This is a genomic window from Kitasatospora sp. HPM-01-4 (genome assembly GCF_051374625.1).
In the GTDB taxonomy this organism is placed as follows: domain Bacteria; phylum Actinomycetota; class Actinomycetes; order Streptomycetales; family Streptomycetaceae; genus Kitasatospora.
This window is the reverse complement of record NZ_JBPQGP010000005.1, coordinates 6,178,736-6,201,851: the sequence shown is the minus strand read 5'-3', so window position 1 is coordinate 6,201,851 and position 23,116 is coordinate 6,178,736. Positions and strand designations below refer to the sequence as shown.

The 23,116-nt window shown below is 72.2% G+C and carries 21 protein-coding genes and 1 other RNA gene; 10 read left to right on the top strand and 12 right to left on the bottom strand.

Going from position 1 to position 23,116, the window contains the following annotated elements; all coding sequences use genetic code 11:
• Window positions 1-4 precede the first annotated feature (4 nt).
• The 3 genes from ACSMTC_RS27065 to ACSMTC_RS27055 all read left to right on the top strand — a co-directional run bounded on the left by ACSMTC_RS27065 (window position 5) and on the right by ACSMTC_RS27055 (window position 2,291).
• Window positions 5-850, top strand: coding sequence for a pentapeptide repeat-containing protein (locus tag ACSMTC_RS27065; protein ID WP_436562313.1), 846 nt, complete (start codon window positions 5-7; stop codon window positions 848-850).
• A 342-nt stretch (window positions 851-1,192) separates the two neighbouring features.
• Window positions 1,193-1,636 carry an RICIN domain-containing protein gene (locus ACSMTC_RS27060; protein WP_436562312.1) on the top strand — a complete coding sequence of 148 codons (444 nt, stop codon included), beginning with the start codon at window positions 1,193-1,195 and terminating at the stop codon, window positions 1,634-1,636.
• Between the two features lie 271 nt (window positions 1,637-1,907).
• Window positions 1,908-2,291: a DUF2690 domain-containing protein gene (locus ACSMTC_RS27055; protein ID WP_436562311.1), complete on the top strand. Its 384-nt coding sequence runs from the start codon at window positions 1,908-1,910 to the stop codon at window positions 2,289-2,291.
• Window positions 2,292-2,787: 496 nt separating this feature from the next.
• Here the strand turns inward: ACSMTC_RS27055 and ACSMTC_RS27050 are convergent, their stop codons facing one another.
• From ACSMTC_RS27050 to ACSMTC_RS27030, 5 genes are all read right to left on the bottom strand, one after another.
• Window positions 2,788-3,273 (bottom strand): NUDIX domain-containing protein, encoded by a 486-nt coding sequence (locus ACSMTC_RS27050; protein ID WP_436562310.1) that lies wholly within the window; start codon window positions 3,271-3,273, stop codon window positions 2,788-2,790.
• 227 nt (window positions 3,274-3,500) lie between these two features.
• Window positions 3,501-3,719 (bottom strand): hypothetical protein, encoded by a 219-nt coding sequence (locus tag ACSMTC_RS27045; RefSeq protein WP_436562309.1) that lies wholly within the window; start codon window positions 3,717-3,719, stop codon window positions 3,501-3,503.
• Window positions 3,716-3,892 (bottom strand): hypothetical protein, encoded by a 177-nt coding sequence (locus tag ACSMTC_RS27040; RefSeq protein ID WP_436562308.1) that lies wholly within the window; start codon window positions 3,890-3,892, stop codon window positions 3,716-3,718. Before ACSMTC_RS27040 ends, ACSMTC_RS27045 begins: the two co-directional genes overlap by 4 nt.
• A gap of 97 nt (window positions 3,893-3,989) precedes the next feature.
• Window positions 3,990-4,151, bottom strand: coding sequence for a hypothetical protein (locus ACSMTC_RS27035; RefSeq protein ID WP_436562307.1), 162 nt, complete (start codon window positions 4,149-4,151; stop codon window positions 3,990-3,992).
• A 53-nt stretch (window positions 4,152-4,204) separates the two neighbouring features.
• The gene (locus ACSMTC_RS27030) at window positions 4,205-4,438 is read right to left on the bottom strand and encodes a hypothetical protein (RefSeq protein WP_436562306.1); all 234 of its coding nucleotides are present in this window, start codon (window positions 4,436-4,438) and stop codon (window positions 4,205-4,207) included.
• A 351-nt stretch (window positions 4,439-4,789) separates the two neighbouring features.
• On the opposite strand from ACSMTC_RS27030, the gene ACSMTC_RS27025 reads away from it, so the two are divergent.
• Entirely contained in the window at window positions 4,790-5,830 is a 1,041-nt protein-coding gene (locus ACSMTC_RS27025; RefSeq protein WP_436562305.1) for a Scr1 family TA system antitoxin-like transcriptional regulator, read from the top strand.
• 395 nt (window positions 5,831-6,225) lie between these two features.
• On the opposite strand, the gene ACSMTC_RS27020 is transcribed toward ACSMTC_RS27025, so the two are convergent.
• From ACSMTC_RS27020 to ACSMTC_RS27005, 4 genes are all read right to left on the bottom strand, one after another.
• Entirely contained in the window at window positions 6,226-6,438 is a 213-nt protein-coding gene (locus ACSMTC_RS27020) for a hypothetical protein (protein WP_436562304.1), read from the bottom strand.
• Window positions 6,439-6,699: 261 nt separating this feature from the next.
• Window positions 6,700-7,100, bottom strand: an RNA gene (rnpB, locus tag ACSMTC_RS27015) — RNase P RNA component class A.
• 129 nt (window positions 7,101-7,229) lie between these two features.
• Window positions 7,230-8,708, bottom strand: coding sequence for a DHA2 family efflux MFS transporter permease subunit (locus ACSMTC_RS27010; protein WP_436562303.1), 1,479 nt, complete (start codon window positions 8,706-8,708; stop codon window positions 7,230-7,232).
• Window positions 8,709-8,855: 147 nt separating this feature from the next.
• Complete coding sequence (locus tag ACSMTC_RS27005) at window positions 8,856-10,301, bottom strand: RNB domain-containing ribonuclease (RefSeq protein ID WP_436562302.1); 1,446 nt, start codon at window positions 10,299-10,301, stop codon at window positions 8,856-8,858.
• Window positions 10,302-10,610: 309 nt separating this feature from the next.
• On the opposite strand from ACSMTC_RS27005, the gene yaaA reads away from it, so the two are divergent.
• Window positions 10,611-11,411 (top strand): peroxide stress protein YaaA, encoded by an 801-nt coding sequence (gene yaaA, locus ACSMTC_RS27000; RefSeq protein WP_436562301.1) that lies wholly within the window; start codon window positions 10,611-10,613, stop codon window positions 11,409-11,411.
• 255 nt (window positions 11,412-11,666) lie between these two features.
• On the opposite strand, the gene ACSMTC_RS26995 is transcribed toward yaaA, so the two are convergent.
• The 3 genes from ACSMTC_RS26995 to ACSMTC_RS26985 form a co-directional block, all read right to left on the bottom strand.
• Complete coding sequence (locus tag ACSMTC_RS26995; protein ID WP_436562300.1) at window positions 11,667-12,830, bottom strand: bifunctional RNase H/acid phosphatase; 1,164 nt, start codon at window positions 12,828-12,830, stop codon at window positions 11,667-11,669.
• A 303-nt stretch (window positions 12,831-13,133) separates the two neighbouring features.
• Window positions 13,134-13,877: a zinc ribbon domain-containing protein gene (locus ACSMTC_RS26990; RefSeq protein WP_436562299.1), complete on the bottom strand. Its 744-nt coding sequence runs from the start codon at window positions 13,875-13,877 to the stop codon at window positions 13,134-13,136.
• A gap of 101 nt (window positions 13,878-13,978) precedes the next feature.
• Entirely contained in the window at window positions 13,979-14,869 is an 891-nt protein-coding gene (locus ACSMTC_RS26985) for a Nif3-like dinuclear metal center hexameric protein (RefSeq protein ID WP_436562298.1), read from the bottom strand.
• 823 nt (window positions 14,870-15,692) lie between these two features.
• On the opposite strand from ACSMTC_RS26985, the gene lanL reads away from it, so the two are divergent.
• From lanL to ACSMTC_RS26960, 5 genes are all read left to right on the top strand, one after another.
• Complete coding sequence (lanL, locus tag ACSMTC_RS26980; RefSeq protein WP_436564818.1) at window positions 15,693-18,674, top strand: class IV lanthionine synthetase LanL; 2,982 nt, start codon at window positions 15,693-15,695, stop codon at window positions 18,672-18,674.
• 55 nt (window positions 18,675-18,729) lie between these two features.
• Complete coding sequence (locus ACSMTC_RS26975) at window positions 18,730-20,829, top strand: alpha/beta hydrolase family protein (protein ID WP_436562297.1); 2,100 nt, start codon at window positions 18,730-18,732, stop codon at window positions 20,827-20,829.
• 231 nt (window positions 20,830-21,060) lie between these two features.
• A complete protein-coding gene (locus ACSMTC_RS26970) occupies window positions 21,061-21,204 on the top strand; it encodes a VenA family class IV lanthipeptide (RefSeq protein WP_436562296.1) in 144 nt (47 codons plus the stop codon).
• 628 nt (window positions 21,205-21,832) lie between these two features.
• Window positions 21,833-21,988 carry a hypothetical protein gene (locus ACSMTC_RS26965; RefSeq protein ID WP_436562295.1) on the top strand — a complete coding sequence of 52 codons (156 nt, stop codon included), beginning with the start codon at window positions 21,833-21,835 and terminating at the stop codon, window positions 21,986-21,988.
• A 365-nt stretch (window positions 21,989-22,353) separates the two neighbouring features.
• Complete coding sequence (locus ACSMTC_RS26960) at window positions 22,354-23,061, top strand: class I SAM-dependent methyltransferase (RefSeq protein WP_436562294.1); 708 nt, start codon at window positions 22,354-22,356, stop codon at window positions 23,059-23,061.
• Window positions 23,062-23,116: the final 55 nt, after the last annotated feature.

Sequence of the window (23,116 nt, the reverse complement as noted above, 5' to 3'; positions counted from 1 at the left end):
CACCTTGTCCCAGCAGCGCAAAGCCCCTTCCGGCACGGCCCCCGGCACCGACGGCCGACTCGAACTGCTATCCGACTGCGCGAACTGCTTCGGCCTGTGCTGCGTCGCACTTCCCTTCGCCGCCTCGGCCGACTTCGCCGTCAACAAGGAGGCCGGCAAGGCGTGCTCCAACCTCCAGGCCGACTTCCGCTGCGGCATCCACACCCGGCTGCGCGAGAAGGGCTTTCCCGGCTGCACCGTGTTCGACTGCTTCGGCGCCGGGCAGAAGGTCTCCCAGGTCACCTTCGGCGGACAGGACTGGCGGAAGGCCCCCGGCACCGCGCGGCAGATGTTCGACGTGTTCCCCGTCATGCGCCAGCTGCACGAGCTGCTCTGGTACCTCACCGAAGCGCTGGAGCTGCCCGCCGCCCGGCCGGTCCACCGCGACCTGCGCCGCGCGCTGGGCGACGTCGAACGCCTCACCCGCGGTGACGCCGAGACCCTCATCCAGGCCGACGTCCCCGCGCTCCGCGCCGACGTCAACGAACTCCTGCTGCGCACCAGCGAACTGGTCCGGGCCGGCGTTCCCGGCAAGAAGAAGAACCACCGCGGTGCCGACCTCATGGGCGCCCGCCTCAAGAGGGCCAATCTGCGCGGTGCCAACCTGCGCGGCGCCTACCTGATCGCGGCCGACCTGAGCGGTGCCGACCTGCGCTCCGCCGACCTCATCGGCGCCGACTTCCGCAACGCCGACCTGTCCGGTGCCGACCTCACCGACAGCATCTTCCTCACCCAGGCCCAGCTCAACGCCGCCCGCGGCGACGCCGCCACCAAGCTCCCCGCGACCCTCAACCGCCCGGGCCACTGGTGAACCACCCGGCGGCAAGCCCGAAAACCCCATAGGAACGCCATCGGCTGAACACCCCCGGGCCCGACCGCGACCACGGTCGGGCCCTTCCTGTTTCCGTATCGCGATGGTGATCCCGCTCGCGAGCGCAGTTCGTTCCTTCGGACGATAATCCATTCACCCATTATCAACTGGCCGACACCCGGACAGATGGGCTTGACCACCCCAATTCGAGATGGTTGCCTCGCACTCGCGACCAGCGGAACAGTCGCACGGAATTATCAGAACAGTTCGTGAAAGGATAATACTGTGTCCTTCGGCAAGCGGGCTTTGGCTGCTACTGCGGCCCTGATTCTCGGAAGCGGCTTGGCCTCCGCAGAGCACGCGGCGGCGACGAACGTCCGTCAGGTGGGCCAGAACGTCAGGTTCTTCAACGAGGCCGTGAACCAGGCACTGGACGCCAACAACACCGGGGTCAACCCCAACAGCCCCATCACGTACCCGGCCAACGGCACACCGTTCCAGGACTGGATCCTCATGCCCAGCCCTGGCGGCTACCTCATCCGGAGCGTGTCGAGGAACCTGTGCCTCCAGGCACCCTCCGGCCCCGGCCAGCCGATCCTCCTGAGCCCGTGCAACCCCTTCATCCCGACCGAGCAGTGGCGGATCGACCCGATCGGCGACAAGTTCACCATCTCCGAAGCCGTGGACGAGAACCTCGTGATCCAAGCCACCGGAAGCCAGTCCCCCGTGGTGAACGCGTTCAGGGACGGCAACCCGCTCCAGCGGTGGGACATCACGTCCTCTTGACCCCCTCCCCGGTTCGACCGTCCACCTCTGCCCTCGGCCGGCTCCCCGGAGCCGGCCGAGGGCAGTCCTCAACGGCCGCGGGCATGACCGCAATCCTTCCGCGCCCTCAACTCCCGTTCCAGATAACAACGGTGGGCTCGCCATCGGTCGCGCGTCCGACACCCCGCGCGCGGTCCGGCGTGAATGCACTGGAACCGAGAACTTCGATCGATGACGAGGAGCATCTCTGATGAGACGTGTGGTTCGACAGATCTCGCCGACGCTGGGTGCCATGCTGCTCGCTCTCGGCAGCCTGGCAGCCGCGCCCTCCGCTTCCCATGCGGCGCCGACCGCGGGTTGCTATGCCGAGAGCTGCCATGACCAGGACCCCATCGAGCAGCACTGCGACAGTGACGCGCAATCCGTCGCGAGTTACTCCATCGCCGATACGGTGGTCGAACTGATCTGGAGCAACTCATGCCATGCGAACTGGGCCTTCGCGCGCGCCACCCCCAACCTCGCGGGAATCTACGTGGCCGCTGACGCCGAATACGAGTCCCAACGCAACGACCTCGGCACGAATTTCATCTTCACCAAGATGGTCGACGGCGACCCTGTGGCGACCGCATGCGGATGGACTCAGGACGGCGGCGAGGGCTGTACCCCACCCATCTGATCCATCTTGAGCCTCTACCGTCTCTCAGCCACCCACCGAAAGCCATCAGCCAGCGTATCCCCATTGCCCGGCCGCAGTCGCGGTCGGGCTTCCTTCTGTCCGGCAGGCGCAAGAGCGCATCCCGGAGTCGGCAAGTCGACCATAGTGGCAACCGCATAACCGTGCGCTTAGAGTCGAATCGACAAAAGGACTCGAAGCTAAATTCGACTATTCGGCCTATTCTGCACTCCCGGGCCGCGACGGCGTTGAGCCCATCCCCGAAACGGGAGCGACGCCCACCTCGGCAAGCGGCACGATGGCGTGCGAGGTTTTCAACGGGGGCCTTTCAGGGATCGCGATGGGACCCCGGCCAGGCCGTGCATCAGTGGTCTGGCCGGGGTGGTCGGCCGGTCCTCGGGGAGCCCATTCCCCTGCTCCGGCCTGCCGTTTCGGGGGTCCAGTCCCTCCACGGCGCCCGCGACCGGCAGTGATGCGGTGGCGGGGGTTCGGGTTGCCGTCAGGTCGTGATGGCGCGGCCTTCGACGTGGTAGACGGGCGCGAACGGGTCGGTGAGGCGTAGCAGGGCGGACCAGATGCGGTGGGTCTGGTGGTCGGTGCAGCGGTCGGGGATGTAGTCGGGTTCGATCCAGGTGATTTCGCTGATGGTGGCGAGTGCTTCGGCGGGGATGGTGGCGGTGGCGGCGGTCTGTGCGGTGACCTGTGTGGTGAAGATGTGGTCGATGCTCTGGAGCGCGTGCGTTCCGGGGGTGACATCAATGATGAGGGTGTCGGTGAAGTGCAGGTTGAGCCCGGTGGTGGCCCGGACGGTGCGGGTGGCGGCGAGGTGGGGCAGTTCGCCTTGGTGGGCGGTGCCGCCGGGGAGGGTCCAGCCGTCCTGGTCGTCCGGGTTGATCAGCAGGATGAAGCCTCGGGGGTTGGTGATCAGAGCCTGGCATCCCACCTGGATCCGGGAGTGCTGGTCGGGAGCGAGGTCGGGGTGCATCAGCCGTCCTTCTGACTGTTGTGAGGTGTCTCTTGGCGATCGTGGGACCGTGGCCGGCCGCGCGCCCCTCGGGGGGGTGGAGGCGTGCGGCCGACCCGGATTACCCACCGGGGTTGGGGAGTTGGAGCCCGGTGGGAGCTTGGTGCGGTACTGCTCGGCACGGAATGCGGCGCAGCCGCTGACCGTGAGGGCGATGACCAGGCCGGTGCCGAGAATCAGGTCGACCGTCACGGCTGTTGGAGCGCGCGCCGTCGGCACCGGGCGATCCAGGCACCGTAGAGCGGGACGGCGCAGAGGATCGCGGTTGCGGCGGCCAGGAGTCCGACCAGGGTGCGGGTGCCGTGCTGCTGCGGGTCGACCAGTGTGGCCGTGGTGATGGCGATGCCGGTAGCGGTGGCGAGGATGACGGCCACGGCGGCGAGGCGGGCCGGGAGGCTCGGCCTCACGGGTCCACCACCTGCGAGGCGAGCCGGTCGGGCCGGGGCTGTTCAGGCTGTGCGCCATCGGCCAACTGCCCGGGCTCGCCGTCCTGTTCGCTGCTGTCGGCGTCGGACCGCTCGGGGGGATCTGCCCAGGCACCGTAGTCGGTGTTCATGAACTGGGTGGGGCGGTACGTCATTTCGGGAGCTCCGTGATCGGGGGGAGGGGCGGCGAATCGGGCGGCCGGGCGCGCGGTATCAGGCGCCCGACGATGGACGCTGACGCCAAGGCGGGAATCACGTGATCACCTCCTTCCCGGCCTTCACCGGGCCGCCGGTCCGCTGGAGGAGCTGCTCGTGGGGGTGCTCCGCCGCGTACTGCGGCGGAAGCGTGTAGCCGAAGAACCCACAGCCCGGACAACGCCAGTCCCTCACCCCGTCGCCGTCCGGAGCACTCACCTCGACCTGTCTGCCACAGCCCTGCGTGGGACACGGCAGCAAACCCGTCTCGTTCATGCCGTCTCGAGGCCCGGCTTCGTCGACTGTCCCTGGGCTCCAAGCCTTAGCAGCACCGCGAGTTGAACGACCACGTCAGGGCGGGCGCTGCCGAGATCCACCAAGTAGAACCCGCTCCGGCGCCCGGCCTCACGGTCCACGGCGACGGACGGCAGCACGATCCCAGCGGTTCTCAGCGCCTCCAGGAGGGTCACTTCCGCAGCGTTCGCCGCCTTCAGTTGATCCGCCAACATCCTTTGCAGAAGCGGTGGTTGGGCCACATGGCGCGCAGCGCAAGAAAGGGGGCTTACAGGCATGCATGTGCTCCGATCAGTCAGGGTTTTGGGGGTCCGTTCCTCACGTTCTGCGTTCCACAGCGCGAAGGTCCCGCTCGGTTCATCATGCACTCGCCCCATGCAGCAGGCTGGCCGCCAGAACCTCAACACACTTGTACGAAGGACGAGTTGATCGAATAGAGCGCGCTACGCTGTTGCCGCGGCTTCGCTCCTTCGCTGCAGTCGTTTCTATCCCAAGCATCGGCACGAAGCCGTACGATCGGAACGGATTTAACTTAACAACCGCCTTTGTTAAGCGGGGAGTTCATGCCTGCCAACGACATCGACCCGACATCCTCACCCCTCGCTGCCCTCGGCGTGCAGCTACGCCGCTTCCGACAGGCCCGGGGGCTCAAGCAGTCGGAACTCGCGGCCATGGTCTACGTCTCTACTGCGTACATCTCATATGTTGAACGGGCCGAACGCACCCCTTCCCGCACGTTCGTAGAGAAGACGGATGAGGCGCTTGAAACCGGCGGCACCCTCACCCTGATGTGGTGGAACCTCAGACATGGTGAAAGCTTGATCGACGGGTTTCCCGAGTTCGCTTCGCAGGAAGGGAAGGCCCTGCGCGTGCGGCTCTTTGAGCTGGCAGTTGTTCCGGGGTTGCTTCAGACCCGTGAATACGCAACAGCACTGGTGTACGGGGGTGTTAGCCGCGGAACGGTCACCGAGGCACAGGCAGCGGAGCGGCTGAAGTTCCGCTTGCATCGCCAGAAGCTACTCGATCGAACGCCGTCTCCGACTATTCACGCGATCCTCGATGAGAGCTGCCTGCGCCGCACTGTCGGTGGCCCGGCCGTCATGGCCGCACAACTTGCTCACCTTGAGCAACTCGCGCGGCGGCCACGCACGATCATCCAAGTCGCACCGTTCGGCCTTGGCGAACGGATCCCGTTCACGATGCCGCTCATCCTGCTAGGACTCCCCGACCACACACAGGTGGGCTACACCGAGACTTTGCAACGGGGTTACCTCGAACGAGATCCAGCACAGGTGACCGAGTGGGTTGACGACTACGATCGGCTTCAGGTGGCAGCCCTGTCCCAGGCTGCATCCGTTGACCTGATCCGCGCGGCACGGAAGGACATTCTCAACATGATCGTTCCTACTCAGGCGAGTTGGTTCAAGAGCAGCTACAGCAACGGGGGTGGCGCATGCATCGAGGTGTCCGCTTCCCTGCTTCCTGCCGGAGTGGTGCCCGTCCGCGACTCGAAGGACCCGAAGGGCCCGCAGCTTCACTTCTCACCGGAGGCGTGGTCGAACTTCACCACGGCTGTTACTGGCGGCGAGTTCGGCGAGGTCTGATCCTGCGGCCAGGCTGCCGCAGGAATGAATTGAGCCGACCATCCGATCAGGGTGGTCGGCTCTTCCGGTTGGGCGCCACAACACCGCGACGCGACCGCGAGTGCTGACGAGGCCGGGAACGTTGGAGCCGCCGCCGCCAATTGCGCCGGCCGCCCCGGTCGTCCAGATCCCGGCCGCGCCGCCGGTCCCGCCGGAGGCCCGGCCGGTGGACGGGCGCCTGCTCGACCTGGACCAGCACGTTGACCGGCCGGAGCGCGGCCGGTGGTCGCTCCGACGATCGCTGCACTGACCGGAATCGGCGCACCGGTCGCATCGGTGGTCGCGATCATCCGGCGCTGAACGCGCACCGCCCCGCTCCATCCGGGAGGAGTGATGGCGGCTTCGCGCATTCAGGCTCAGCCGAACGGCAGGGTGGCGGTCGTACCCCGGGCCAGGGCTCGGGTGTACATCGAATCGTCATTCACCGTGCGGTAGTTGAGGATGGGATCGCCGAGCTTCACCAGCACAAGCGCGCAGTCGATGCACCACGGCGCCGAGGGTTCCACGTCCAGGCCCTCCAGAACCGCTGTCCGGGCTTTGCACCCGGTGCAGATCAGGGTCTCAGCCATCATCAGCCCTCCTCAGTACGTGCGGCCGCCCATCAGCTGGTAGGTGGCGCTGGATCCGCAGACAGGGCAGGCCCCGGCCCGCGGCATGGTGTCCGTGTCGGGGAGGATATCGGGCCGAGCATCCTGACCGGCGGGTTGTCGCGGTCCGCTCGGTCATCGTCTCGGGACGTAGTGGAGTGCGCCGGAATCCGGACGGATGTGAAACTGAGGTATCCATTCCTGCAGGTCAGCCCCCTGAAGAGGGCCTGACCCGGAAGGCGGCGGACGAGCAGGCCTGTACGCCGGGTTCTGTCTCCCGGGTTGCTTGCGCGGCCCGGGGAGGCGGCCATCCATCTAGGGCTGCCGTTGCCGACAGCCTCGTGCGGTCTACCCGCGGACTCGGGCGAGCAGCCCTCGAACATCCGCGCACGGCGCCCGAGGGCACCGATCTTGACCTTGCTCCGAGTGGGGTTTACCGAGCCGTCCGAGTCACCTCGGTCGCTGGTGGTCTCTTACACCACCGTTTCACCCTTACCTGTGGCCGAAGCCGCAGGCGGTCTGCTTTCTGTGGCACTGTCCCGCGGGTCACCCCGGGTGGGCGTTACCCACCACCCTGCTCTGTGGAGCCCGGACGTTCCTCGGCGGGTCCGTTGAGGACCCGTCGCGACCGCCCGGCCGGCTCGTCCGCCGTACTGGTCATCGTAGCCGGTCGGCGGCAGCCCTCCGTACCCGCGGCTCCGTTCCCGCGCTCCGGACGCGGGAGCCGCGCCGCGGAAGGCGGGCTGCGGGAGCCGGCCGGGCGGCCGGGGCGCTCAGTGCGCGACCACCTGCTTGCCCTGCTCCGGGGTGAGCCGTACCGCGACCCCGGCTGCGGTGCGGGTGGCCCAGGTGGTGGTGGTCAGTACGCCCAGCAGCAGGATGGCCACACCCAGGCCCGCCACGATCCACCAGCCGGTGTGGCTGGCGGCGGCGAAACCGGTGAAGCCGGCGCCCGGCCGGGCGCCGAAGGAGACCGTGGCGGCGACCACCGTGCCGATCACCGCCACGCCCAGCGACTGTCCGATCTGGCGGCTGGTCGAGGCGATGGCGGCCGCGACGCCCGCCTGGGCGACGGGCATGCCGGAGACCGCCGCGTTGGTGATCGGCGCGTTGACCATGCCGAAGCCGATCCCGAACAGCGCGTACGCGACCAGGAGCAGCCCGGCCGGTGAGTCGTCGGCCATCCGGGTGAGCAGGACGCCGCTGGTGGCCAGTGCCACGCCCGCGATCAGCAGCGGGACGCGCGGGCCGTGCCGGCCGACGATCCGTCCGGAGAGCGGCGCGGACACGCCCATCATCCCGGCCATCGGCAGGGTCCAGAGCCCGGCCTCGAAGGGGTCGTAGTGGCGGACGTTCTGGAGGTAGAGGGTGTTGAGGAAGAGGAAGCCGCCGAGCGCGGCGAAGGCGCAGACGGCGGTGACGGTGGCGCCGGAGAACGGGACGCTGCGGAAGAAGCGCAGGTCGATCAGCGGCTCGGGGGTGCGCAGCTCCCACCAGGGCAGGAGGAGCAGGGCGGCCAGGGCGACGGTGGCGAGGGTCAGGATCAGGGGGGAGCTCCAGCCGTGGCCGGGGCCCTCGATGATCGCGGCGGTGACGGAGCCGAGCAGCACCACCATCAGGGCCTGCCCGACCGGGTCCAGCCGCCGTGGCCTGGGGGCCTTGGACTCGGGGATGTAGCGGTAGGTCAGGACCCAGGCGAGCAGTCCGACCGGGACGTTGATCAGGAAGATCGACGGCCAGCCCGCGGACTCCACCAGGATCCCGCCGATCAGCGGGCCGAGCGCCATGCTGATACCGATCACGCCGCCCCAGATGCCGATCGCCTGGGCGCGCTCGCGGCGGTCGGTGAAGGTGTTGGTGATGATCGACATCGCCACGGGGTTCAACATGGATCCGCCGACCGCCTGCACCACACGGAAGACCACCAGCCAGCCCAGACCGGGTGCGAGGCTGCAGAGCAGCGAGCCGAGGACGAAGACGATCAGTCCGGTCATGAACACCCGGCGCCGACCGACCCGGTCGGCGACCGATCCGGAGAGGATCAGCAGGGCGGCGAGTACCAGGGTGTAGGCATCGATGATCCACTGGAGTCCGGAGGCCGCCGAGCCCAGCTCGTGCTGGATCGACGGCAGCGCGATGTTCACGACGGTGTTGTCCAGGCCGACGATGAACAGACTGAAACAGCAGATCGCGAGCACGAGCACGCGGCGTCCGCGGGTGGTCGTGGCTGGTGTGGGGGTTGGTGTGCTCACCTGGTGATCATCCTCATCGGCTCGGCGGACGGTGGAAGGTCGGTGGCGGTGGACCGGCCCGGGTGATCCGGCGGCGGGGCCCACAGGACGCCCGACCGCAGGCGGCACCGAACGCCCGCTTCACCAGAACGCTCGGACGGCGGCCGCTCATGCCGGGGCGAAGCGGACCGTACGGGTGGCCGGGTCGGCCTTGGCCAGGCGGACTCGGACGGGTTCGCCGAGCGGCAGGGGCAGCTCGTCGCCCTCGCAGCGGGCGACCACGGCCGGTTCACGGAGCTGGACCAGGCCGTCGACCGGTCGGCACTCGTCGGCTTCGATGACCACGCCGTCGAACTCCTCGCCCTCGCGTCCGCGCAACAGCTCCGCCACGACCAGGTCCGCACAGGCCCGTTCCACCGCCCGGGCGCCGCGGTCACCGCTCGCCATCAGCTCCGGCAGCGCCGGCAGCGCCTCCCGGACCCACTCGGGGACATCGGTGCCGCCCGTGACCGCGGCACAGACCTCCAGCGCGTACCGGTCGGCGAGGCGGCGCAGCGGCGCGGTGCAGTGTGCGTACGGGGCGGCGAGCGCGGCGTGGCCCGGAGCGGCCGGAGGCTGGGCACCGCGGGCGGCGTCGAAGGCGTGGTAGCCGCCACGCAGCAGGCCGGTGCACTCCCTGAGGAAGGCGGCATCGGTGGCCCGGCCGGGGTCGAGCGAGCGGATCAGTCGGGGGTAGCCGGTGCCGGCGGGCCAGTCCACGTCCAGGGCGCGGGCGACCCTGCGCAGCCTGGCGTACCCGGACTCGGGCGCGTCGGGGAGGGTGCGGAGCAGGCCGATGCCCGCGTCCAGCATGATCTCGGCGGCGGCCATGCCGGTGAGCAGGGAGAGCTGGGCGTTCCAGCCGTCGACGGGGCGCGGGGCACGGTGGCCGAGCCGGTAGCCGCCGTCGACCGGCTCGACCCGGTGTTCCGGAACGGGCAGACTGACGCCGCCGCGCGCCTCCTCCCGAGCCTGGCGCAGGCGGCCGACCTCGGCGAGCAACTCCAACTGCCCGTCGGCGGTACCGGAGTCGAGGCGCCGCTGGGCGCTCTCGTAGTCGAGTCTTCGGCGGGAGCGGACCATGGCCCGGCGAAGGTCGGCGAGCAGCACACCGCCGTCGGGGTCCAGGTCCAGCTGCCAGAGCAGGGCGGGCCGCAGCTCGCCGGGGAACAGGGCGGCGGCGCCCTCGGAGAGACGGAGCGGGTACAGCGGGAGCCGGGTGTCCGGGAAGTAGCGGGTCCTGGTCCAGCGGCGGGCCCCGGCGTCGATGGCACCGCCGGGGCTGACGAAGGCCGCGACGTCGGCGATCGCGTAGTGCACCCGGTAGCCGGAACCTCGCCGGACCAGGTGGACGGCCTGGTCCAGGTCCCGGGAGCCGGGCGGGTCCAGGGTGAACAGGTCGAGGTCGGTGGCGTCGAACTCGGGCAACCGGGGAACGGCGGCGGCCCGTTCGGTCTCGGCGAGGACCTCGGCCGACCAGCCGGCGGACAGGCGCAGGGCGGCCCGCAGTTCGGCAAGCTCGATGGAGATCCGGGCGGAGTCAAAGGCTCTGACGGTGAGCTCTGGGCGCGGCATGGTCGCAGCGTACGGCGGGGGCGGCCGGGTGGCCCGCTGCACTGGTCCGTAGGGTGGGCGTGGCGAACGAGGTTCGGCGGAACGGGGGTTGGGCTCCGACACGGGCATGACGCCGGCTGCGGCCCCGGGCACGACGGCCTACTCGGCGGCGGGTGCGACGGCGGGCTCGGTAACGGGTGCGACGACTTACTCGGTGGCGGGTGCGACGGCGGGCTCGGTAACGGGCCCGACGGGCGCGGCGCTGGTCACCGCCCGGGGTGCGTAAGGTTGGGGAGTCCACCGCCGACAGAGTGTCGAAGGAGTCCCGCAGTGCTCGTCCTGTTGCCGCCGTCGGAGGGTAAGGCCGCTTCCGGCGACGGGGTTCCGCTGGCACTGGACCGGCTCTCGCTGCCCGCGCTGACAGCGGCGCGCGAGACCGTACTGGACGCACTGGTCGGACTCTGCTCGGGGGACACCGACACGGCGCAGGAGGTGCTCGGCCTGAGCAAGGGCCTGCGCGGCGAGGTGGCCCGCAACGCCGGACTGCGGACGGCGGGCGCGCTCCCGGCCGGCGAGGTGTACACGGGGGTGCTGTTCGACGCCCTCGGGCTGGCGACGCTGGACGAGGCCGCGTACCGGCGGGCGGAGCGTTCGCTGCTGGTGTTCTCGGGACTGTGGGGCGCGGTGCGGATCAGTGACCGGATCCCGCCATACCGCTGCTCGATGGGCGTGAAGCTGCCGCCGCTGGGGGCGCTCGGAGCGTACTGGCGGCGCGAGATGGCCCCGGTGCTTCCGGAGGTCGCCGCGGACGGGCTGGTACTGGACCTGCGCAGCTCGGCGTATGCGACGGCCTGGAAGCCGGCCGGCGAAACGGCCGCGCGGACGGCCACCGTCCGGGTGCTCCAGGAGCGCGAGGTGGACGGCGTGCTGAAGCGCTCGGTGGTGAGCCACTTCAACAAGGCCACCAAGGGGCGGCTTGTCAGGGACCTGCTGAATGCGGGAGCGGAACCGGGTTCGCCACGCGAGCTGGTGGACGCGCTGCTCGACCTCGGTTACCGGGTGGAGATCTCGGCCGAAGGGTCGGCCCGGAAGGCCTGGCAGCTGGACGTCGTGGTGACGGACGTGCACTGAGCGGGCGCTCAGGCGGGGGCGCGGCGGCTGGCGGCTGGCGACTGGCGACTGGCGGACATCAGAGGCCGGAGAACTGACGGCAGATGACCGGCGGGAGACGACTTACGACGGATGACCGACAGCGGATGACCGACGACGGACGACGAAAGCCGGATAACAGCCGACAGACAACGAGCGACGGCTGACAGATTTCAGATTCCGTCAGCCGTCATCTGTTGTCCGTTCTCTGCCGTCCGTCGCCCGTCGCCCGCCCCGTCAGCGCAGGTGGCTCGTGTCGTTGAGGAGGCGCAGCGAGGCGTTCCCGTCGGAGTAGTACTGCACCGCGCAGAGCGAGGCGGCCGACAGCTCCATCCGGTACATCGAGTCCGGCGGCGCGCCGAGCGCCAGCCGCACCAGGGTCTTGATCGGGCTGACGTGCGAGACGATCAGGACCGTCTTGCCCGGATAGCGGGCGAGGATCTTGTCGCGGGTGACGCCGATCCGGTGGGTAAGGGTGGCGAAGCTCTCGTCGCTGCCGGTCGGCTTCGCCTTGGCCGAACCGAGCCAGGCGGCGAGGTCGTCCGGGTGGCGCTCCTGTACCTCGGCGAAGGTCAGGCCCTCCCAGTCACCGAAGTCCAGCTCCCGCAGTCCCTCGTCGATCCGGACCTCCAGGCCCAGACGGGCGGCCACCGCCTCGGCGGTCTGCCGGGCGCGCCGCATCGGCGAGCTGACCACGGCCTGGATGGTGCCGCGCGCGGCGAGCCCCTCCGCGACCCGCGCCGCCTGCCACCGCCCCCGGTCGGAGAGTTCCGGGTCGTCGCCCCCGCTCCCGGAGAACCGCTTCTCCGGGGTCAGTGCGGTCTCCCCGTGCCGGAGCAGTACGAAGGTGGTGGGCGTGCCGAGGTCGGCCGGGAGCGCCCAGCCCGCCTTGGGCGCGGTCGGCGCCGGCAGTTCCTCCTCCGCCGGAGCGGCCGCGAGGGCCGAGGCCGCCGGGCGCGCCTTGGCCTTGGGCTCCCACTGGCGCCCGGCCTTGCCCGCGTCCATCGCCTCGTTCGCCAGCCGGTCCGCGTCCTTGTTCTTCTCACGCGGGATCCAGGCGTAACTGACCTGGGAGCGCGGGTAGACGGTACGCGCCTCGGCGGCGAGCGGCTGCATGTCGGGGTGCTTGACCTTCCAGCGCCCCGACATCTGCTCGACGACCAGTTTGGAGTCCATCCGCACGTCGACGGCGGCTTCCGGGTCCAGCTCGTACGCCGCGCGCAGTCCGGCGATCAGGCCCTTGTACTCCGCCACGTTGTTGGTGGCGTGTCCGATGAACTCGGCGGTCTCGACGACGATCTGGCCGGTGTCGCCGTCGCGCACCACCGCGCCGTAGCCGGCCGGCCCCGGATTGCCCCGGGAGCCGCCGTCCGCCTCGACGATGAACCTTCGCCCTGCCATCGACCGCTCACCCTCCATCGCCCGGCCGCCGTTCACCGGCCGGACCCGTCGTCTGCTCGTCCGCTCGGACCGACTGCTCGTCCGCTCGGACCGACTGCTCGTCCGCTCGGACCGACTGCTCGGCACCGGACGCCCGGCCCGGCACCGGATGCCGCGCGCCGACCGGGCCACCCGCGCCGTGAGTCGCGCACGCCACCGTGATCACGCACGCGGCCGCGCCCGTACGCACCGGTGCACGTCAGCTCGGCCGCACGCGCGCACGCACCCGGAGCCCCGAGTACGTGCCCGCGTGCCCCTGTCGGCTCAGGCGCCCGAGTCGGCCGTACGGACCAGGATGCGCCCGCAGTTCTCGCAGCGGACGACCGCGTCCTTCGGCTCGGCCTTGATCGCGTTCAGGTCGGTGATGGAGAACTCCACCCGGCAGCCCTCGCAGCGGCGCTGGTACAGCCGGGCCGCGCCGATGCCGCCCTGCTGCTCGCGCAGGCGGGTGTAGAGCTTCAGCAGGTCGGCCGGGATGACGGCGGCGACGGTCTCACGGTCGCGCCTGACCTTCTCGGCCTCAGCGTCGATCTCGGCGAAGGCCGCGTCCCGGCGCTGCTCGGCCTCCTTGAGGACGACGGTGGAGTGGTCCAGGCGGGCGGTCAGCTCGGTGACCCGGTTCTGCGCGGTCTCCAGGCGCTCCATGACCTCCAGGACGACGTCCTCCAGGTCGGCCTGGCGCTTGGCCAGCGAGCCGATCTCGTGCTGGAGGTTCTCCAGGTCCTTCGGCGAGGTGATGGCGCCGGAGTCGAGCCGCTGCTGGTTGCGGGCGGCGCGGGTCCGGACCTGGTCGACGTCCTGCTCGGCCTTGGTCTGCTCGCGGGTGGTGTCCCCGAGCTGGGCCTGGGCGGCGACGACCAGGTCCTTGAGCGCGGTGTGGTCGGCGGTGGCCTTCTCGATCTCGACGTGCTCGGGCAGGCCGCGGCGCCGGTGGGCCAGCTGGTCGAGGCGGGAGTCGATGGCCTGCAGGTCGAGCAGGCGGATCTGGTCGGCGGGCGCGGCGTTCAAGCGGAGAGCTCCTGTGAATCGGTCAGGTTGCAGGTCGGGTTCGAGGTGCGCGGGTCTACTGCGCGGGGGTGCCGTGCGGGGTCGGCCGTGGCGCGCGGATGTCAGGCCCGCCCGGTCGGGTGGGCGGCGGGCGCCACCGAGGTGACGGAGGTGCTGGAGGCGAAGAAGGTCATCGGGGCGTGGGCGGTCCACGGGTCGGTGACCACCTGGGAGACCCTGGTCTCCAGCGACCAGCCCTGCTGCTCGGCGGCCGTGGACAGTCCGCGTTCGGCGAGCTTCAGCCAGGGCCACTCGGTGGCCCAGTGCGCGGCGTCCACCAGCGCGACGGGGGCCGCCTCGGTGGCCTCCGAGGCCGGGTGGTGGCGCAGGTCGGCGGTGACGTAGGCGTCGACCCCGGCGGCCCGGACCTCGGCGAAGAAGCTGTCGCCGGAGCCGCCGCAGACCGCGACCCTGGTGATCGTCCGGTCGAGGTCCCCGGCCACCCGGACACCGGCGGCCGTGGCCGGCAGCCCGGCCGCGGCCTGGGCGGCGAAGGCGGAGAGGCTCAGCGGCGGCTCCAGCACACCGATCCGGCCGGTACCCCGGCGGCCCGCCGGGTCGGTCGGGTCCGGGATCAGCGGACCGAGCACCCGCAGGCCCACGGCCTCCGCGAGGGCGTCGGAGACACCCGGGTCGGCGTGGTCGGCGTTGGTGTGCGCGACGTGCAGGGCGATCCCGGAGCGGATCAGGGTGTGCACCACCCGGCCCTTGAAACCGGTCGCGGCGACGCTGGTGGTGCCGCGCAGATAAAGGGGATGGTGCGTGACCACCAGGTCGGCGCCCCACTCGACGGCCTCGTCGACCACCGCCTGGACCGGGTCCACGGCGAACAGGACACGGTTGACCTCGGCCTCGGGGTCACCGCAGACCAGCCCGACCGCATCCCAGGATTCCGCCCACTGCGGCGGGTACAGCTCTTCGAGGGCACTGATGACGTCGGACAGTTTCGGCACCTGTCGAGACTACCGCGCGCGGAGAGCCCCCGAGCCCCGCCGGGGGGCGGGAGCGGCCTGCGACACGACCGGAACAGGTACGCGAGCCTCCCGCGCCGAGACCATCAGTCCCCCGCGCCGCATCCGTCGACCGCACCGCCCGCACCCGCCGGCCTCCCCCGCCCGCACCCGCCGGCCTCCCCCGCCCGCACCCGCCGACCGCACCGCCCACAGCCGTCGGCCCCGGCGTCACGCCTGCCACCCCACGCGGACGGCCACCGTCCCCCGCACCCCGCCCGTCGGCCTCCCCCGCCGCACCCCGCCGGCCGCGCCGCAGCCGTCAACCTCCCGCACCACGCTGGTCAACCTCCCGCACCACGTCCGTCAACAGTCCGGCGACCGGCCGCACAGCTGCCCGTCAAACAGCGCACAGGAGCGCACGGCCAGGGCCGCGGCGGCACCCGGTGGCAGGACTCCCACGTCCGCACTGGTCACACCCGGCGGGCAGCTCGCATTCGAAAACGAGCCTGAATCACCCTTAAGGGTGAAGTGACCTCTCTGGCGTTGAGGCACACCCCTCCCGAAAGTAACTTCAGTGATGCGAACGGGAGTTGCCTCGACCTGGGGGGTCGAAAAGGGCGCTCCGCCGAGATTCCGGGCCCATCGCGTTCCGCCCGCCAGCTCCGCCGATCGGACGATCGGCGCCGTCGGCGGGCGGGCCGTCGGGCGACGCGACAGCGGCGGACGCGGCCGGGGCACCGGTCCCGTACTTCCGAGAAACCGATCAGACCGACGGTCCGCGTTGCGGCCACCGTCGGCGGCGCACCGAAGGGGTGTGGAGCAGATGGGGGCGGGCACACCGCTGTGCACGGCCGGGGGGCCGGGGTCGGTCGACGACGCGCCGGGTGCGGCCGGCACGTTGCCGGAGGTCGCGCGGTCGGCCGTGGCCGGTACCGCGAGTCCGGGAGACGAGGGTGGCTGGGGCTTCACCGTCGAGGGCTTCTGGTGCACGGCCCGGCCGGCCGAATCCGGCGCCGCCGTACCGGCGCAGGGCTGGAAGATCCACGTCAGCGCCGCCTCCGAGGCGGCGACCGGAGTCCTCTCCGCCGTGGCATCGGTCATCGCCCAGGACCCCTGCGTATTCAAATTCGCCGCCGACCGGGAGAAACTCCACGAGATCAATTCCCGGAACAGCGAGCGCGGTTCCGCCGGGAAGTTCATCACCGTCTACCCGGCCGACGAGCGGCAGTTCCGGCGGATCGCCGAGGAACTGCACCGTGCGACCGAGGGCCGGCCCGGGCCCGTGATCCTCTCCGACCGGCCGTACGCGCCCGGCAGCCGGGTGCACTACCGGTACGGAGCCTTCGCCGCCCGCGCCGAGCTCGGCAACGACGGGGCGTACCGCTCCATGCTGACCGGCCCGGACGGAAGCCGGGTGGAGGACGTACGGGCCGCGAGCTACCGATGTCCGCCCTGGGCGGCCGACCCCGTCGAGTGGAAGGAGCAGGGCGCCACCGTCGCTCGCGGTGCCGCACCGGCCCAGGCTGGCGGGTCGCGCGGCAGCGGATCGCCCGGCGGTGGGGTGCTGCTGGGCGGCCGGTACGCGCTGACGGCGGCCGTCCGGCACGGCACGAAGGGCGGGGTCTTCCTCGGCCGGGACACCACCGACGGCACCGAGGTGGTGGTCAAGCAGGCCCGTGCGCACATCGAGGTGGACCGCTCCGGCCGCGAGGCCAGGACGGCGCTGCGCCACGAGGCGCGGCTGCTGGAGCGCCTCGACGGACTCGCGCTGACCCCGCACCCCGTGGAGCTGCTCGAGCAGGGTGACTCCCTCTTCCTGGTCCAGGAGCGGATCACCGGCAAGACCCTGGGCAGCTGGGTCGCCGAGCGGCTGCGCCGCGACGGCACACCGGACGTCGCCTGGGCCGAGGCCGGCCCGCTGGCGCTCGCGCTGACCGGTCTGGTCGAGCGGGTGCACGCCGAAGGACTGGTGGTGCGGGACTTGGCACCCGGCAACGTGATGGTGCGGCCGGACGGTTCGCTGCGGCTGGTCGACCTCGAACTCGCGGCGGAGGCCGGCAGCATGGCGGGGTCGGCCGGCACGCCCGGGTACCGCGCGCCCGAGCAGGGCCCCGGCCTGACCAGTGCACCCGCCGAGTACGCCACCGACCTCTACGCCCTGGGCGGTCTGTTCTTCCTGCTCGCGACCGGCCACGACCCGCTGCTGCCCGAGGACTCCCCCGCGCCGCGGCCGGCCGCCGAACGGCTGGGCCGCTGGCTGGCCGCCGCCGCGCGCGGCGGCGACACCGCCCGGCACCTGGCTCCGCTGGTGCTCGCCCTGCGCGCCGAGCAGCCCGGCGGGCGGTGGGAGCCGGCCCGGGTACGGGAGGCGCTCACGGCCGCGGCCGAGGCGGACACGGTGCCGCAGGCACCGGTCGGCCGGGCCTCGGTGACCACCCACGGCTCCGCACCGGAGCCCGGCGGGCCGTCGGACGCGGTCCGGACGGGCGCGGCGCGGCCCCCGGCCGCCGAGCAGGTCGCGAGCACCACACCGCGGGCACCCGGCGGGGCCCTGTCGCCCGCCCTGGTGGACCGCCTGCTCGCCGACGGACTGCGGCAGCTCACCGAGACCGCGACACCCGAGCGGAGCGACCGCCTCTGGCCGGCCGTCCCGTTCGGCCTGCTCACCGACCCGTGCAACGTCCAGCACGGCGCCGCCGGGGTGCTCGCGGTGCTGGCCCGGGCCGCCGTCGCGCCACTGACCGCCGCCGTCCGCGAACAGGCGTTACGCACGGCGGAGTCGGCCGCCGACTGGATCGAACGGCGGTGTGCCGCCGAGCCGGTCGTCCTGCCCGGCCTGTACTTCGGCCGCTCCGGCACGGCGTGGGCGCTGTTGGACGCCGCCGAGGCGCTGGCGGACCGCGGACTCGCCGACCGGGCCGACGCGATGGCCCGCCGGGTCCCGCGGGTCTGGCCCAACCCGGACGTCTGCCACGGCGCCGCCGGGGCCGGGTTGCTGCAGCTCAGGCTGTACCGCTCGACCGGTTCCGCCGAGTACCTGGACCGGGCCGCGGAGTGCGCCCGCGGCCTGCTGGCCGCCGCACGGCGCGAACCGTACGGCACGGTCTGGCCGGTGCCGAAGGACTTCGACTCCAGCCTCGCCGGGATCACGCACCTCGGGTACGGCCACGGGGTGGCCGGGGTGGGCGCGTTCCTGCTCGCCGCCGCCGAGGCCACCGGGGACGAGCGGCTGCTCGCCGGGGCCCGCGAGGCGGTCGGGACACTGGCCGCGACCGTGCGGCGCGACGGTCCCGACGGGCGCGCCGGCTGGTGGCCGCAGAGCGCGGGCGATCCGGCGAACATCAGGCTGGCGCACTGGTGCAACGGTTCGTCCGGGGTGGGCAGCTTCCTGATCCGCTTCTGGCAGGCCACGGCCGACCACACCGCGTACGAGCTGGCCGTGGCCGCCGGGCAGGCGGTGCTCGACGGGCGGTGGCACAGCGGGACGTCCGCCTGCCACGGCCTGGCCGGCAACGGCGAGTACCTGCTGGACCTCGCCGAGGCGACCGGAGAGGGCCGGTTCCGCACCGGCGCCTGGGAGCTGGCCGATCTGATCGCCTCCCGCAGCGCCCTCAGGGACGGGCTGACGGTCCTCCCGGACGAGACCGGCACCGGCTTCAGCCCCGCCTACGGGACGGGCGGTTCGGGGGCACTCGCCTTCCTGCTGCGGCTGCGCCACGGCGGTCCACGGATCTGGCTCGACCCACAGCCGCTCACTGGCCGGGCCGGCAGCGCAGACGCCGATCCGCTGGCGAGCCGAGGATGAGCCCCCACCGTCCACCCGCCCCACTCGACCACAACTCCCAGGAGGTGAGCCCACGATGAGCATCGCCACCCGCACCACCGCCCAGGCCCTGCGCCGGCTGAGCTTCACCTTCGCCGCGAACGGCTCGCACGCGGCCTGCCTGGCGGCCGCCGCCGACGGCGGCTGGTACGTGGAGAGCTGGCGCCTCCCGGCGGACGGCCCGGCCGAACCGACCGCCCTGGCACTGCCGGGCAACCGCTCGGAGAGCCTGCGCTCACAGCTGGTCTCCCTGCCCGACGGCCGGGTGCTGCTCTGCCGCCACGACGGCGACCGGCACGACCTGGTCGCCCTCTCCGCCCCTTCGGGCGGCGACCTCCACACCACCGAAAGCCTGTTGACCACCCTGCGGATGCCGGGTCTGCGCCTGCTGCCGCTGCCCGGCGGAGCCAGGCCGGCCCAGGTTCCGGTCGCGGTGGCCCTCGGCACCGACACCCGGCCGGTCACCACCGTCTGGCTGGTGGCCCTCGACGGATCCCGGCCCCGCCAGGTGGCCGAGCTCCCGGGGCTGCACGGCGGCGGGGTCTGGCTCGACCGGACCGGAAGGCTGCTCGCCCTGGACCGGGTCAGCTCAGGAGTGGTCAAGTCCGTTGTGCTGGACCTGACTTCCGGCCAGGTCACCCCGCTGCTGGAGATCGCCGCGGAGAGCAACGACCGACTGGTGCTGTTCGACCCGGACACCGGTTTCGCCATGGTCCGCAGTGACGCGCCCGGCGCCGACCGGCTCGGCTGGGGAGTGCTCGGCGGCAGCGAACCGCCGCGCTTCCCCGACTGCCTGCACGTCCCCGGGCTGTTCCTGCGTCCGGTCGCCCTCGCCCCGTCGGCACCCGGCGCCCCGGCCGTGCCCGACGGGCTGCGGGTCGCCGTGCAGATCGACCACGGCACGGCCTCCGCGCTCGCCCTGTGGCAGCCGACCGGCGGCCGGCTCGACCCGCTGCCCATCCCGCCCGGACGGCTGGGCGCGGTCGGCCACTGGTCCGCCGCCGGGCTGCGGATGCCGTACTCCGCACCCGACCGGCCCGCCGCGCTGGCCACCCTCGACGTCGACACCCTGCTCGGCCTCACCCCGTCCGGTGCACCCGCTCTCACCCCCGTACCGCTGCCGCTCCAGCTGTCCCCGCTCAACCCCGCGGACCCGCTCAACCCCTTCCGGTGGACCGGCGCCCAGGGCGAAAGCCCGGACGCGGGCGGTCCGGTGGAGACGGTCGTCCAGGGAACGGCACGGGAGGCGGTGCAGTCCTGGCCACCCCGGTCCGCACCGACCGGGGTCCCGCGAACCTCACCGGCCGGCTTCCGGCTGGACGCCAGCGCCACCCCTGGCGAGGGCGGCCACTGGCACCCGGCGCAGAGTCTGGAAATGTCCGGTCCGGCCGGTCCGATCGAGGCCGTGGTCTACGGCGGCGACGCCTGGCTGAGTTCACCGCAGCTGGTGCTGGCGCTGCACGGCGGGCCGGCGGACGCCTGGCGGCTGGAGTTCGACCCGGCCCTGCAGCGGATGGCCGCCGAGGGCCTGACCGTGATCGCTCCCAACCAGCGAGGCAGCATCGGCTACGGCGTGGACTACGCCATGGCGATCCGCGGCGCCTGGGGCGGCCCCGACCTCGACGACATCCTGCACCTCATCGACGGCCTGTCAGGTCAGCGCTCCGCACTGGGCCTTGAGCCACCGGCCCTGTTCGGGGTGAGCTACGGCGCCTTCCTCGCCCTGCTCGCCACCGCGTACGCACCCCCGGGCCAGGTGTCCCGCTGCGCCGTGGTCGCACCGTTCCTGTCCGGCGCCCGGCTGCTCGCCGAGGCGGCGGCACCGGTCCGGGCGCTGACCACCCGGCTCGGCGGGGGCGATCCGATCGCGGACGCCCACGGCCCGCGCGACGTACTCCAGCTGGCCCACCGGCTGACCGCACCGCTGCTGATCGTGCACGGCGACCGGGACGAAGTGGTCCCGGTCAGCCAATCCCGCTCGCTGCGCCACGAGTTGCTGCGGATCGGCCGGGCGGAGGGCACCGACTTCCGGTACGTGGAGGCGGCCGGATCCGGTCACGAGGTGCTGGCCGAGGAGGGCGGGGCCGTCCTGCACGAACTGCTGGCCTCGTTCCTGCGCACCGGGCGCCCGACCTAGCCCGTACGTCCCGCACCGCGCTCCACCGCACCGCCGCCCGTCCCGGACGCACACCCCGCGTCCACCGGCGGCACCACGAAGACTTCCCGGCCCGACCAAACCGTCGGACCCGGGGGCCTGCGGCGAAACGATTCTGCCGCAGTCGCCGCACCCGCGGGCAGTGCCCGCGTGGCCGGCATCCAGTACCGACCGCACCACGCGGCCGGTGAACACCAAGGGGAGGACCCAACCATGGAGAACGTGATGAACTTCGAGACCGACCTCGCCGCTCTGCAGGAGCTGCCGGAGACCGAGTCGGTCGAGCTGACCGGTCACGGCGCCGGCTGCCAGTACACCTGCCTGCTCCTCACCTGCCTGATCTTCACCATCAGCTAATGCGGACAGGCCGCTAGGCCGGCTCATCGGGCCGCGCCGCACCCCCGGGGGTGTGGCGCGGCCCTTCCGTACCCACCGGCCACCGTCGCTCTCCCGGGCCTTGTCCGCTGTCCGGCCGACGGTGGTGCGCGGTCCGCGCCCCGCAGCCCTTCACCCTCCGCCTGCGAACGCCAACCCATCGCCCCGCCATCGCCCCGTCAAGGACGTGTCCCTCGCCGCACCGGTGGCGGGCCCGCATCCCCCGAGTCGCGGCGCCCATCACGGTCCGTTCCCTCCCCCGCGCCGGTGGCGATCCCGGACGAATCGGCCCTTCACCCGGACACCGCGGCCTTGGCCCCGCGGTCGGCCACCGCCTGGGAACGGCCCCACCCGGCACCCTCGGCGGTGTCACGGCCGCCGGGCCGGCACCGGAACCGCAGGCATCCGGTACGGCGTCGATCACCCCGAGTCCGCAGGGTTTCCCGCTACGCCGGTGTACTGGCCGGCCGATAGGGTGGCCCCGTACAGGCTCGGGGTCGCGTTACCGGTACCGGCGCGGCGCGCCACCGGCGGTGGGCACCCCGGCCGGATTCGACCGGTGCCAGGCGGCACCACAGACCAGCACCCTCGCACGGAGAAGACAAACCTGATGTCCGAAACCCTCACCGACACCACCGAGCACGACAGCACCGCGCCCGGCGCCGACGAGGCCACGGCCGAGGACACCGCGCACGGTCGCCACCGGGGCATGACCGCATCCGACGACTCCTCGGACGTCAGCCCGCACGGCCGCCACCGCCGCTGAGCCTCGGACACCGCTGAGCGTTCGGCCCGCGACCGCGCGGGCCATCCGGCCGAGGGGCCCCACCCGGGGCTCCTCGGCCGCCGCTTTCCCGGCCGCCGCAGCCGGAACCCGCTCGATCCGCCGGCGCGTTCCGGCGTGATCACCGCCCATGCCCGCCGCCCCGCGGGTCCTCCCGGCCGTCCCGGTGTCCGGCACCGGGAGCACGGCGGGCGGGGCCGGACCTGCCCCGCCCGGGACCGGGCGGCCGGCAGCCTCCGGACGAGTCGGGACCGTCCCCCGCGACGGTGGCCCGCCCGGACTGTCCGGGGCCGACTACCGTCGAGTAGGGTCCAGCGATCAGGAACACGACCTCAGGGAGCAGCAGCATGACCGATCTCCGGGAGAGCACCCGTCCGGCGCCCGAGGTGCTGACGGCGTTCGAGGCGGCGACCGGGTTCATGCCGGTCGACGAGGGGCTGGCGCTCTACGCGGCGGCGGTCGAGGCGGCGCGGCTGACCGGCGGCCTGCCGCTGCTGGAGATCGGTACGTACTGCGGGCGTTCGGCGATCCTGCTGGCCGGCGCCGCACGGGCGGCCGGCACGGTGGCGCTGACGGTGGACCACCACCGGGGTTCGGAGGAGCAGCAGCCGGGCTGGGAGTACCACGACCCGACCCTGGTCGACCCGGAGGTCGGGCGGATGGACACCCTGCCGCGCTTCCGCCGGACGCTGCACCACGCCGGCCTGGAGGAGCACGTGATCGCCCTGGTCGGGCGGTCGCCGCAGATCGCGGCCGTGTGGGGCGGGCGGCTGGCGCTGGTGTTCATCGACGGCGGGCACACCGACGAGCACGCCGGCGGCGACTACCAGGGCTGGGTTCCCCACCTCGCCGAGGACGGCCTGCTGGTGATCCACGATGTGTTCCCCGACCCGGCCGACGGCGGCCAGGCTCCCTACCGGGTCTACCTGCGGGCACTGGCGGACGGCTTCGAGGAGGTCTCGGTCACCGGCTCGCTGCGGGTGCTGCGGCGCGGCGCCGGCCGGGCCGCAGGAGGCCCGGGAAGCCCGGAGAGCACAGACCGCGCGAAAGGCTGACCGCACCGGAGAGCCCGGGTTCCTGCGGGCTCGATCACCCATGCTCTAACGTCTT